The following is a 14,380-nucleotide window of genomic DNA, read 5'->3' on the forward strand; positions in this document are numbered from 1 at the left end:
ACCATTTGACTCATTTGACAGAGCATGGTATACATACGATTGGATAAAATACCCAACCTTGGGTATTGATTTTATAATATCTAAGACCTAATTTAAGTTCAGGCCGTTGAGCCGTTGAAATGACTCTGTAGGATTAAAACTAAACCAGTAAGCCTATGAAAGAGCAACCGACTACACCCGGGGAGGGTGATAATGCTCGTGATCTAAACGAAAGTAACTCCTCTAATAATGTATCCAACCTGCAAAGGGCTTACGAAAGTGCTATTCTTAAAACTCCCTTAGATATAAAAACCGGGGAAGCACCCAGTCTAAACCGTTCTCCTTTCAACAGCATAGGGACATTCTGGCATAACATCATCAAGCTGCTTCGTAAGCTTCTGAAACAGAAGGAAGAAACGGAGACAACTGAATCTACTGAAGAAACAGGGGGGACAGGAGAGACAGAAACAATGGAAAACACAGAAGAGACTGAGGAAACAACGGAAGATACTGAGACTACTGATGCTACTGAAGAAACCGAACAAACGGAGGAAACCTCTGAAGAAACTACAGAAACAACAACCTATGAACCATGTACAGCCAAACTGGTAGGTCCTGAATGTGTTTGCGTTGACGAGATACACACATACAAAGTAATTTCTCAAAACTGCCCGGATGGCAAATGCAGGAATTGGAAGATTGATAATCCTTCGATTGCCAAAATAACTTTTGAAGACAATTGTCAGGTTAAGGTTCTTGCTTTAAGCGTGGGTGTTTTTAAAATCAGCGTACAATACCTCAATTATGGCCAGGTTATAAAATTAGAAAAACAGGTACATGTCTACAAAGTAGAGCATGTAAAAGGCGGCACAACCAGTGGTCCGGTCACAACCACTCCACTCATTCAACCCCATCCGTTTATTAAAATCACTTCACCTGACCCAACAGTCGATCATTGTTTGGATGCCGACCATTATAAAGTGCACCTCCGTAAGCTGGAACAAGGCTATAATCAATATGTATCGGATTCTATAGAACTGGATGAATTCATAAACCAATACTTCGAAGTTGAAGTACAATTCAAAGGGTCACAACTTGACTTTTTTAAGGAGACAGAAGCTTTACAGTGGCAGATCAATAATGACGCCCCGGTTAGTCTTTTAAAAAACCAGGAATTTACTGACACAACCTTTGAGACCAAAATTCCAGGTGAAGATAACTTTAACAACCGAGTGGTTCTCTTTAAAGGTATAGGAGAATTCATCATCAAATTTATTGCCCTTAATGCCATTCACCGAGCAGGAACTGATTGGGCCAATGTTTTCATTTCGTTTACCAAAGATCAATGGGATGCTATAACGAAGTTAAAGGAAGAACTGGCCGTTTTGATCTTCAATGCGAGCCATAACCCTCACGGGGGCCATGCTTCAGCCATTTTGAACAAGCAAAAGGAGATTAAAGCTGCTTATTACAATGCGCTGAAAAACCCTTGTATAAAAATAGCTGAAAACCACCAGGAAAATCAGGTTTTTGCACTGGGAATGACTTGTAAAACCAGAACCAAAGTCGAGAATGATGACCGGGCAGGCACTACCATTCAGGCTACAGTAACGTCTAACTATCCGGGAGGACAAGACATCAGGTCTACAGACCTCGAGAAGCAGGGTGCAACTACATTTCTCACCGACAAACCTGTAAAAAATTACTGGGTCACAAAACACTACTACGGTGGCAATGAATATGACTGGGATAATGATGGCTTATTAAAAGGCGAACATGATGAGATATTGAATTCTACATATCAATGCTGTGGAAATGATATCGATATCTTCGGCGTGGAGATTGACAGTGATGATTGTGTTACTATAAATAAAAATGAGACAATCACCCTAAAAGCGATAGGGTTGCCTGACTCTACACCTACAGCAGGGCCAGGCTATTACCAATGGTCTGTCATCGCCAAACCCAATAGAGATGCACAGGCCGATATAACACCTGTTGCATGGAACACCAGTCCCACAGCTCAACTAAAAGTAGATACATCCGGAATTTATACGGTTAAAGTAGAATATATGCTTGGCGGACGGTCCTGTCCGCTTACCTACGCTTTGCATGATATTAAGGTGTTCTTCAAAACTGCTGATCAACTTCAGTGGAAAATCAGGAGATTAGGGTCCTATAGCAGTGGACTGGAAAAACACGTGGATAGACCTTACTATCAGTTACGGGAGCAAAAACCCCAGTTAGCTGCAGAAATGTTGATCGAGCCCGCTCTCGGAGCTTCTGGCGGTTCTTCAGCAACTGTCATAGGCAAAAAGTTCGCAGGTAGCTTTCTTATTCCCCTGGAGTTGGCATTTTCAAAAGACCTTACACTAAGAGCCTATTATAAGGACTTTTCGCCTGGCCTGGGGTCGGACGATTATGATGATTTCAGCGGACCTCCATATGTGAAGATTGATCCGCAGAGCCCTATGGAAGCTAAAGTTGAGCTTAATACGGAAAAGGATATTCATGCCATACACCTGATCAACATCAACTATGAAAATCTAATGCGTCTCAAAGGTCAGGCTGTTCCTATACATTTTGTAAACAAACCTCCTGATACCCTTTCTTGTCCTGACGACACAGATACTACTGAAGAATCGGAGGAAACAACCACAGAAGTGGAACGTCAGGACCTTTCTCCTTTGGTCAATTTACTGGTTTATAATCGTGATTTGGGCAACGCCAAGGCATCTAATGGATTTCAGCTTATCAGCAATGCCGGTGACATGCATAATATCCCAAACGGCAACGTCTATTTAAATATTCCTGTATTTGAAACGCGAGGTCATGGCGAAAACCTTATTATCAGCCTTTCATACAACAGTTTGCAAGCCAGCTATCAGGACAGTCTGGGAATGCTGAAAGTGTTGAATGGCCTTACCGAAAGTCAGGTCCGGGATTACTACTGCGAAAATACGATAGGCAAAGGTTGGAGCCATGAATACGGTATTTACATTAAAGAATATATTAAACCCAGAACGCCCAACGGCCTGGTTCTCGATCAATATGCCGAACTCGTTTGTCCTGATGGTAATCGCATTCAGTTTGTAGCCTATTCCTCGGTTGAAGATACAAATGATAATAATTTACCACCAGCGAGCCAGCCCGACAGTAATGCTCCGGTTACTTATCAACTGGTGTATCCGGGCGAGCACTGGATGGGTAATGCCGAAATCGGGCATTCACTTAAATTAAAGAGGGAGACAGACAGCCATGGAGATGTCACCTATGAATTGAAAGCCATTAACGGTAAGCAATGGCATTTTGACAAAAATGGAGCACTCATAAAAATCACCACGCCACATATTGAAGGCAGTTCCGGAATGAACCCGCTAACACTTGATAAAGCCGGAAGCCACCTTACCGTGAAAGATTCAAGTGGCCGGGAGACCATTATTCGTGAAATTCCTGATAACTCAACATATAGCGGCTATGCTACCATATTACACCCTGACAATAACCGCACTTATATTGACTTGGCCCAGGGTCGCGTACAACAGGTGAGTGTTGCCAGTAACCCGGCCTGGAAGTTTGAGTATTACGACAAAATGGGTGAATTATACTTAACAGACCCCGGGACATTTCTGCGATCGATCAAAGACCCTAATGACGTAGCAAACCTTTATGAATACTACGATGGAAACTGGTTCCACCGGATTCCCCAAAATGTAGCAGAATGGTTTTGGGGGCGTCTTGGGCGAAACCAGAAGGCCCAGGCAGATGACGCCCGAGAGCATTTATGGAGATACAAACCTCTGAGCGCTGATAAACAAGAGGTAGTATACCGAAACCCCGGAAACGTTGAGTTCGTCTATGAATTTCATTTTGAAGAGATGGCCGTTATTGCGCTTGCCTATGTACCCCAGCACAAAGACCCCGTCAGCTACAAATTGTTGGGAGTGCCTAACTATGATCAGGTGCTGGCCTCAGGAATATCACTCCCAACGCTGCCGGTCGGCCGGTATGGGTATCATATGAAAACAAAACTGATTGCCCGGGTAGAAGATATACATAAGAATATAACCACTTTTGAATACGAAGGGCGTGATAATAACACTACATTTCTGATGTCCAAACGGATAGAGCCGGATGAAATTGAATTAAAATTCGAATACAATTCAAACTATCAGTTATGGAAAAAGTACAACCCAAAAAAGACCAGCGATACCAACACCCCGGCATATATTGAATATAAATATGACTCCAGGCTATTGTTTGAAGAGGTAATTTACCCAGCTCCCGAGGCCAATGGCCAACCCGTCAAGGAAACATGGATTTTTAATGCTAATTCAGGCTTACTGGAAAAGCAAACCAACATGCGCGGAATTGTCACTTCCTTTAAATATGGTGAAGGTCAGCGAGATCTTCATGGGCTAAAACTACCAACAAGCAAGTCCATTGAAAAGACCATCGAACCTACCCAACAAACAACACTCACCTGGGAAATGACTTATGACAAAATGGGCAGGACCACAAAATCGTATGATCCTGTTCATGGAAGCGAAACTGACTATGAATACAATTCAATAGGGTTATGTAGCAAAGTCAAAGAGATCGCCATTATAACCTATCTGGGCAGTGCATACGGTGCAGAAACAACCAGGCATTATGACGGACTGCATAACCTTACAAGTCTCTATGGTCAGGGAGGTTATGAAGAGTGGAAGTACAACAAACATGGAGAAATCATTGAATACCGCGACAAATCTGCTCATAAAACATTTAGCCAGTACCATAAAACAGGTGCCCTGAGCAAGAAAACCAACCCCGATGGTACCGTCACCGAGCTGGTTATAGATGAGCTTAACCGTATTGTAAGGGCTGATTATCCTGAACCAGATACAAGGGCTGCTCGCTATCGTTCACATATATTCACCGATATTTACAGCTATGATGACCCCAATGGCAAAGCCTACGAGCAACGATATACTATTCCCGCAGTAAAATCTCCGATTTTTGACCCTCAGGCATATTTGGTAAAAACCATAGAACAAACCTATACCAAGGGAAGGGTTTCGGAGAAAAAAGAAAGCTTCGGAGCAAGTCTCAGCCCTCTAACAGCCAAGTATTACTATGACATTTGGGGAGAACGCTCACGGTTAGAAACCTATGATGGCACAACGCTGGTTCATACCGAATCTTACAAAAGAGACCAGTGGGGCAGAGAGTATAAAGTCACTGAAAAAGCGGGAAGTAAAGAACGGTCTGAGAAAATTACCCTGGATAGCAACGGCAATATACTGGAGAATTACCCGGCTTCATTTAGTACTTTCAACCCTGGCGAAACTCCTAAATCAGTTTTTATCTACGATGAACTCGACCGCCAGATAGAAGCTAAAGATAGCTACGGTAACACCACGAAAAAAGTAGTCTTTCAGGATTTTGGAAACAATGATGCATCCTCAAGTTTGTCCAGCAGGACCTCCAAAATCGTTGAATCCAGTCAGGATCCATCAAAAGCAGTGAATCAAGGAGGGCTGATCATCACCTCAGAGATCATTCTTAATAGGAGAGGGCTTGTAACCGAAAAATATGTAGGGGAGATGCAGGCAGACCTGAAGCAAGTCAACAAATACGATAGTTATGGAAGAAATGTTGGTCAAATTGATCTGAATGGCACAAAAACTAACCTCACCCTGGATAGCTCCGGCAAACCTATTGCCATTACGATATATAACCGACAGCAAAAGTCAAATATTCAGTGGAGTCAGTTTCAGGCTTCCAACGCTGCTCATATTGAAGAAAAACAATTTAATTCACTAATAGATTATAGCTGGCACGGTCAGGTGAGTAAGCAGCGGGATGCAGATGGCTGGGAAGAGAAAAAATATGATGCATTCAAACGACTTATAACCCATAGAAGAAGAGATGGAGTTATGGAACAGGTCACCTATGATGCATTGGGCAGAATTATCGCAAAATCCATAGGTTCACGTATTACTCATTCCTTTGTTTACGATGATAACAACAGACAAATAACGGCTACATACATCAGTAGCCAATCGAACACCCGTATACTCTTCACCTACGATTGGGATCATAAGCTACTGGAATATAAATATCTTCGAAACGACAGTGTAGCGGGGCCTTTTGAGAACAACTTCAGCGTAACGCAGGAATATTCAGATTTCGGCAAGTTAAAATTGAAAAAATACTTCCGTGGAAACCGGGAGATTGCCAGACAGGAATATGAATACAATGATGCGGACCTGCGAACAAAATTTAAAGTGAAGCTTTCTCCGGTAGGTCGCACTCCGTTTGAAACTACCCAGGAATATCAATACGATGCCAATAAACTTCTTAGAAAGATTGAGGGAGGCGTTTACGAAAGCTACCTGTTTGCTTATAATCATGGGCGAACGCTTAAAAAAGTAGGACGCCCTATGCTGGGTGTTGCTGGCAATGATTTCGCCAATACAACTTCATATGATCATGACCCGCAAGGTAATCTTACCGGCATCATAGAAAAGTCCGGAAAGGAAGGGCAGGATGAGATATTGTCTCACCAGCGGTTATTCTACAATACTCGCCAGAAGGAAAGCTGGGAGCAGGCTACTCCATGGAGTGCTAATGACAAAGATTTACTTCCTGATAAGGTACCCATGCTAAGAGGGATGACCTTGAAAAGGCATTTTGCAGAAGACCCTGTCAATAACCCCATCGACATGTTTGCCCAGGATCTCGCCTACGACGGAGTAGGGCAACAGATCGCTTCTGTAACCCAATTTAAGTCTGTTCCCGAATTGCTCATGGACAGCCGGTACGCTGTTACAAATTCGCTGCGAACAGCCAGGAATTCTTATCGAAATATCAGGGATTACAATTATGACGGGGGAGCTATTCAATCAGAAAGTAACTTTACTGTAACGCAAACCATGCCATTCGGATCTCCGGGAATGGTTATCCAACGCTCAGGAGTCAGAACACCCGTTAGCCCCAAAGATGATCCTGTCGGTTTTGTAGAGACCAATACTTATTTTGGCCCTGAAGGTGCCCTTACCGAAAGGAAGTTTGTGCAGGAAAATATTCATGGATCAGGCACAGATGTCGTTTCCCAAAACTTCCAGAACCGCAGAAGGTTCGCCCATGATGCTATGGGAAGAATGACTGTGTTGGGAGAACGCACAGAAATAAGGACCAGCACCAACCGCATGACCCCCGAAGATACGCCCGCAGCCAACCATAGTTTTGAATTTTTAACCCGGTTTATTTATGGACCTGAAGGAGAGGAGTTATTCAGAATGTCACAGGGTACGGGGCTTCCTTCCACACTTTATGGAATCACGCTGTATGATGGCGCTCAAAAAGTGGCAGAATATGAAAGCGACGGTAATATTGTCCGGTATTTCAGTGGCATTCCAGGAATAAATACAAGGTTATCTGCCACCTCCTATGACGAAAACAACATGGTTATCGGTCATGCTTATTACCGCTCAGACTACAAAGGCACAACACTTTTTACCACAGATTTTGAGGGTAAGGTTGTCATCGATTATTGGCTTAGCGCTCCTGAAGGAGACCGTGACCTGTTTGGGAGAACCATTGGTCCGGGAGCAGTTAGATCATCAGAACGTGACCAACAGCGCATCAAAGAGTTATGGTCATTCTTTGTACCAGCAGGCCCGCGCATAGATATGATGATGATTACCAGCCATGAGCTGGAACAAAGGGCAGAAAGAATAGCGTCTCAGGGGCTGAACCCGGTCTTTCCGTCAGGTGGCCGTAATAATTATGGCTTTTCCATTGGCTATCCGCACAAATGGAATGTCAACCAGGTTGAATCAAACACGGCCCGCTCTATTGCACAGGGCACTGTGGATTTCCTCCGGGGTATGGGCGATACCATTTCCTTTGGACTTACTAAACCGCTACGTGAAGCCATCCATGGAAAAGATGGAGAGATTATCAATGCTGAAGCTTACCTCGGAGGCTCTGTTGCGGGCATTGCCGTATCGGTTACACTTGGTTTTGGGGTAGGCTCAACGGCAACCGCAGCCAAGGCCTCTGCGTGGGCAGTAACGGCAGGAAGAGCCTACATTATCGGGGGCGACATTATTGGTGTAGCTCAAAGTTCATTCAACATTTATAGAGGCAAACACACCGCCCTGGATTATTTGGGCTTCTTACCCCTTGTAGGGTTTGCTGCCTCCAAAGCATTTCAGGGTGTAAAAAAGGCTGCATCCCTCTATGCAGATCCGGTCTGGCGAGCCAACTTTCATTACGCCAGTAACCTACACAGCTGGCAACGTGAAGGATTCCAGTATGCTGCTGATCCGTTGATGTTTTTGCTCTTTCTGATTGATGATCTCAGGGCTGGTGCATATCAGGCCAACCGGTATAAAATGATGGCACTAAGAGAAGCCATCGAGACAGGAGAACTCACTCAGCGTTTCAAAAAATATGGCCACATGAGTGAAAATGTAAGGCAGAAGCACCACATTGCAACGGACAAAAACAGCGAGTTTACCGGAATGTTTGAAGAGCTTTTTGAGCGCGCAGGCATGACACTTAACGACCCCGCCAATAAAGTAAGACTAATCGGTCATCATCAATTCAGTCTTTTCGGCCATTCGCCTCACTATCATGAATGGGTATACAAAGTACTGAGTAGAGGAACTTATTTCATGTATGGAGATGATCTGGCGCAAGTTTTACGTTCCCGGTTGTCGGATATAGGCCAGGTCCTTCACGGAAATCAGGCACTGCTCAAAAGTAATCAACCCATTACTCTACTCTTATAAACCTGAGAGCCTTGGATATACCACCGCAAGAAGACCTGCCCCTTGAAGAAGCCATCTCAAGGCTACATGAGCACCGGAAATTCATAGACCAGTACAGTTTGCAGCCAGGATTATTTTCCGGACCGATACACCGGGAGTACAAGCACCATAATGCTTCTTTTCCCATAGAAAACACATTATATAAAAAAGTATTTGACTACCTCGTATATCATCATCATGAAATGATCAATTACCCCGGCCGTGAAGTGCTTTTAACCATCCATACGCTGCTGGCAGGAGAAGGATTCTTTCGCCAGAAAGGTGTCAAGATAGGTCGGTTTCGTCACTTTCCTCACTCTTCTGAAGTTCCTTCCGCGATAGACCGCATGTTTGAAGATATCAGCAATGAGCAGGATGCAATACTACAATCCATCAAGGCACATGTTGAAATTCTACTTATTCACCCATTTGCAGATGGAAATGGTCGATCTGCCAGACTAATGGCCGCCTTTATACTCTTGAAAGCGGGCTTCAAGTCCACATTATTCACTGCAGTAGAGCAACATTTCTACCATAATCCACGGCAGTATATCCAATGGCTTGTGAAATACAGAACAGGGGAAATTAACAAGGAGGACGTGTGGCGGGGCTTTGCCAATGCCATGTATCTCCACAGCTATTACGGCTATTATATAAGAAAGCGTGCCTCTGAAATAGTTGATCAACTTACCGGTAGTGGCATGGCATATGAAGAGGCATGGAAACAACTTTATGAATACGATGCTAAACCAGAATTTAACGGTAGAAAACCTGGTTGGCCTAGCCAATACCTTAAACCCATGGCCTTACAAAAACAGGCACTATTCCATAAAGACGAAGCAGCATACCGGAATTTTGAATTTCAGTTAAGGCAGTTAACAGGTGCGTATATAAACACCCCAAAAACAGGGACGATTAGAACTGTAAAATAATCGTAAATATTAAGGGGTGCAAACTCAATAACCAATGCAGAGAATATGCACCAGCTCAGTATAAGAAGGTACCTGGTAAGCATATACTTAGCTATCAAAATTATTTTACGAGATGTAAGTTTATCAGCAATAATGGTCTTTTATGATAAACTATTATCGATAGCTTTGTAAATCATTTAAATCATGTAAGAAATCACTTTAGTGCAATTTATCTGCACTGCCTTAAGCACGCTTACGACCTGACTTAATTAGCCCCATAACATATTAATTAATCAATAAGCTTGAAAAAGCTCTGGCATAGCCTTGCTTTTAAAGTCAAAGTGCTGGTCAACCAAGGGTACAAACGATAAAGATGAAAAGCCAAACATTCAGCTATCAATACTCCTTTGCCATAGCCTTATTTATGGCTGTTTATATGCTCATGGGAGTAGCTCATAGTACATTTTCCCAGGTCTATCCCATAAATGCTACCACACAGATAACACCTCCATACTCCGTATTCATCAGTGACTATGTAGCGCCTGGGTCGGAACAGCTTAAACTTAACCTTTTCCTTCGTGACCTTACCGAACCGGTCTATGATGTCAGGATCAGGCTGGTGATTGAAGGGCAGGGGGTCAGGATAGAAACTTCACCAACCTATAACCCTCCGCCCATAACCATCGAAGGGGGACTTTCCACCTGGCTGGATGCTACTGATCTGGCACCGTTGTTCGAGAGCAGAAACCTCATTTTCAGTGGCTACAGCAAATCGGAGTTTGAAAGATATGGCAGGTTACCCGAAGGATTTTACCAGTTCTGTTTTACCGTTTACGACTACCGCCACCCTGAAATACAGCTCTCTCAGCAAAGCTGTCAGAACCTCTGGCTGGTTCGCCCTGACCCACCCATGCTCAACCAGCCCGCATGTGCCGCTGAGCTTGAGCTGAACGAGATGCAGCAATCGGTGATATTCCAATGGACTCCAATGGCCATTTCCCCTAATTCCAGCTTCACAACGGATTATATTTTCAGGTTGTATGAAATCCGTTCTGAAGACCGAAACCCTGCGGACATTGTGCTCAGTACCAACCCGATCTATGAATTACAAACGGCGGAAACGAGCCTGCTCTACGGTGTTGCAGAACCACCCTTGGTGCCGGGCATGGAATATGTCTGGCAGGTTCAGGCGGTAGACCTTGGTGGGAGAGATCGCTTCAAAAACAATGGTTACAGTAAGATCAGTACTTACAGTATAGCCGAAAATGAAGAGCCGCTCCCTGAACCGGGTGAGTTTAAGGCTTGGGGGCTTAATGAGAGCATGGGGATGGCTTCATGGGTTCCTTCGCTGGAACCGGACGGTTACACGGTAGAATACAGGCTGGCGGACAATCCTCAGGCAGAATGGTTTGTGGAAGAACTACAGCTCCCGCCGGATGCACAACTGGCTGACAGCATGTATGTGGTACTACAAGACCTGATGGCTCAAACGGCCTACGAGGTTCGTGTTGGGAGCAAACGGGGAGCCTTTGTCAGCTCATGGACAGAAACCAAAAGGTTTACCACCTATCCACCCCGGGAATTTGCCTGCGGTGATCCTCAGGAGGTTCAGCAGCCTTTAAATACCACACCGCTTATTTCTGCCATTCGTGGTGAGGTGTTTACCGTGGGGGGCTTCAATATGAGGCTCACCAAAGTAACCGGTGGTGACGGGGTATTCTCGGGCTATGGCTCCGTTGAAACCCCTTTCCTCGGCGTCAATCTCGCGGTGAAGTTTGACAATATTAGGGTCAATGAACTGTACCAGGTAGTGGATGGGGAAGTGATTGCTCTTTCGGATGGTATTGATGGTTTCGTTGAGGCTTGGGAAGATGACGAGGATACTCACTCTGATAATGGCGAGAATGACGCTGATGGTGAGAGTAGCGATACCAACGATGACTTTGATGGTGTAGATATTGATTATGACGGGAAGATCAGTGATGTAACTGTTGGCGATGACGGTGTAATTGTGGTTACCGATGAAGATGGTATGCAGACCACCTATGAGCAGGAAACTGATGAAGAGACCGGAGAAAAGAAATCAGTGAAAATCACAGACTCAAGTGGAGATATTTTCCTGGTCGATAGTGACGGGAATGTAACAAAAGGTGGCCAAAATAACGGAAGTAACACTCCTGATGAAGGTAGCCAACAGCAGCTTACCATAGAAGAAAAGATAGTAATAGCGGTGCTTGAAGACTTCAAAACCAGCATGGAAGCATGGCTTGAAGTACACGGAAAGGGGCCACTCTCTGACTATGAAATGATGTGGGCGGAAGGGCTGCCGGGCTGCCTTCCGGAAGAGCCGGAAACCGTAGGAGGGGCACAAGAATATGTAACCTACCTGCTGGAAGATAAAGAAAGCCTCATACCTGAATTTACCGCTAAAATGAAAGACAGCCCTGAATGGGAAACCATTACGGGCATAGGCGAAAACATCAGCGATGCTTCCGAAATGACCGCAGAAAACATGGACAATGCCGGTGAAGCTGTTTGTCCTTACATCCTTGATGAAGCCATCAACGTGGCACAATGTACCCGTTGCCCTAAGCCTGATTATGTGGGCATTGAAGGAGAGGAAGCGGTGACCTTTGACCCTGATCCTGTCAATGTGAGGCGCAGAGGCGCAAAAAGGTGGTGTTACTTTGAGGGTTATTCACAAAGCCTGTATTACACTGCTCCGGAAAGCATCAGCGAAACCGGTGCAGGCTGGTATGCCTGGGATGATTATGTGAAGCATGTTGAGCTGATCATTGAGAGTGTGGCCATTATTTCGGGAGATGTAGCCCTGCATCCTTCCAATGCAGATGGTATTATTGAGTATCGAGAGCATATTTTAGAAGCATTCAATGCAGGGCGCCAGATCAGCGACAATTTTAAAGCACTCATAGCCAAAGAATATGGCAGGGTAAGCAAGGAAGCTTTTAACAAATACAGCGGCAGCGGCTATTTGGAGCCGGTATATCCCATCTATGAAGTACTCAGCCTGTTTAGCGGCAAGCAACTGGTTCGGGGCTTGGTGAAGTTTGGGAATGCCTTCAGGGCTTTAAAGAACGCTCGCGGTTTGTTGAGTTACAATTTTGGTAACGATGTACTGAAGATATTCAGCAAGCAGGGCGATGAAATAGCCAAAGTAATGGATGGGGCTATTGGTCCGGTAAAGTTCCTTGACGAAGGAGAAGAAATTGCCGAAATTGGTGGGTATAAGCTGTTGAAGCAGGGTGATGAGATTGGGTTTAAGGCTTTAAAAAGTCTGGCAGACCAATTTAAGCAGTTCAGGAATATTAGCAGGTTGTCAGATGATGTGCTTAAGAAACTGGATGTAGAAGGCTGGACAGATGATTTGCTGAAAAAGCTGGATGATGATCTGGCAGAACCGAAGCTCTTCAAAGCTTTTAATGAACAAGGGTTAGATTTAGATCCTTGGAAGTTGTTATCAAATGGAAAAGCATCTTTACGAAGTGTTGATAATGTTAAGGCTGTGGATGCTTTTAAGAAAGCGAACCCAAACATTACAGATGATGCCATCCAGTCTGCTTTTGATGAATTGAAAGCCAGCAGGAAACAATCTTTTATGAATGGACTTAAAAATGTTGCTGACAATGATTTAGGGTTGACAAAAGCTAGAAAAGCAAGGCCTAATGAAGTAAAAGATGCAATAAACAATTTACGCGATTTCAGAAAAAGTAGACCAGATGTTTTAAGTAATAGCAATGTGGCTCGTTTGGAAGGTTCAATAGATGGTAAGACAGTGTCTAAATTCTCAGAGCATCGAACTTGGGTAGGTGGAGAGCAAAATGTATTGACCCCCAGGCCTTCTGGGCAATCAAGGATATGGCAGGCTTCTGAAGTCCAAACGAGCAGTGGTTATACATACCTTGCGGATATTGATAGTGAATATAATATGCTTACAGATTTAGCTAGAAAGTTGGAGCCGAATGCAAGGGTAGGCGATGTTTTTTATAATCATACTGGACAGTTACAGATAGTCTCTGAAATTGCCTATTGTAAATCCTGTCAGGGAATAATACAGAAATTTAATAATATGTTTCCCGGGATCGAAATTATTTTAATAGATGGAATTAAATAAAAAAACACGACTTACAATAGTAGGTCGAAAGGAATTATTAGAAGTATGTATTTATGAAATCAATACCGTGGCAGGAACTGATTTTAAACTTGTTGAATATGATGATTCAGAGATAAGTATTGGTGTTGTTGAATCTGCCAATTGTACCCCAGATCAAATTTTTAAGTTTGGCTCCATTTATCAAGAATGGAGGTTACTACCTTCAGAAAAATGGATAGTACCTAAAGGAGGATCAACTTAAAGCGTTTCAAAATGTGGATTGTTAAAGATATCATATCCATGTTTCTATTTTCTTGAGATGACAAGATAATGGGAACATTAAAGATAATCCTTATTGTACCTCCTGCTAGGGCGTAATACAACGGTTTAGTGATATGTTCCCGAATATTGAAATAACATTGATAGATGGAGTCAAATAAGAAATTAGAGCTTAGGATTATGGTGACTTAACCTCATTTATTAGAAAAAGAGGTTAAGGGTTTTAATGAATTTTACGGGACTGATTTTACGATTATTGAAATCATATATGACGAAGTTCCATTTTGCAAGTTAAA

4 protein-coding genes are annotated in these 14,380 nt (G+C 43.7%); all 4 read left to right on the forward strand.

Annotation, left to right across the window (positions count from 1 at the left end):
* Positions 1 to 155 precede the first annotated feature (155 nt).
* The 4 genes from JMN32_RS20060 to JMN32_RS20075 all read left to right on the forward strand — a co-directional run bounded on the left by JMN32_RS20060 (position 156) and on the right by JMN32_RS20075 (position 14,067).
* Positions 156 to 8,765 carry an AHH domain-containing protein gene (locus tag JMN32_RS20060; RefSeq protein ID WP_202858156.1) on the forward strand — a complete coding sequence of 2,870 codons (8,610 nt, stop codon included), beginning with the start codon at positions 156 to 158 and terminating at the stop codon, positions 8,763 to 8,765.
* Positions 8,766 to 8,776: 11 nt separating this feature from the next.
* Positions 8,777 to 9,715 (forward strand): Fic family protein, encoded by a 939-nt coding sequence (locus tag JMN32_RS20065; protein ID WP_202858157.1) that lies wholly within the window; start codon positions 8,777 to 8,779, stop codon positions 9,713 to 9,715.
* Positions 9,716 to 10,067: 352 nt separating this feature from the next.
* Entirely contained in the window at positions 10,068 to 13,826 is a 3,759-nt protein-coding gene (locus tag JMN32_RS20070) for a deaminase domain-containing protein (protein ID WP_202858158.1), read from the forward strand.
* On the forward strand, positions 13,813 to 14,067 hold the full coding sequence (locus JMN32_RS20075; RefSeq protein ID WP_202858159.1) for a hypothetical protein: 255 nt from the start codon (positions 13,813 to 13,815) through the stop codon (positions 14,065 to 14,067). Before JMN32_RS20070 ends, JMN32_RS20075 begins: the two co-directional genes overlap by 14 nt.
* The last annotated feature ends 313 nt before the right edge of the window (positions 14,068 to 14,380 follow it).

Source organism: Fulvivirga marina (assembly GCF_016775155.1).
In the GTDB taxonomy this organism is placed as follows: domain Bacteria; phylum Bacteroidota; class Bacteroidia; order Cytophagales; family Cyclobacteriaceae; genus Fulvivirga; species Fulvivirga marina.

What these genes read in the sequence shown, in the direction of transcription:
- JMN32_RS20075 (WP_202858159.1), top strand. Translation starts at nt 13,813, where the DNA reads ATGGAATTAAATAAAAAAACACGACTTACAATAGTAGGTCGAAAGGAA.
- JMN32_RS20060 (WP_202858156.1), top strand. Translation starts at nt 156, where the DNA reads ATGAAAGAGCAACCGACTACACCCGGGGAGGGTGATAATGCTCGTGAT.
- JMN32_RS20070 (WP_202858158.1), top strand. Translation starts at nt 10,068, where the DNA reads ATGAAAAGCCAAACATTCAGCTATCAATACTCCTTTGCCATAGCCTTA.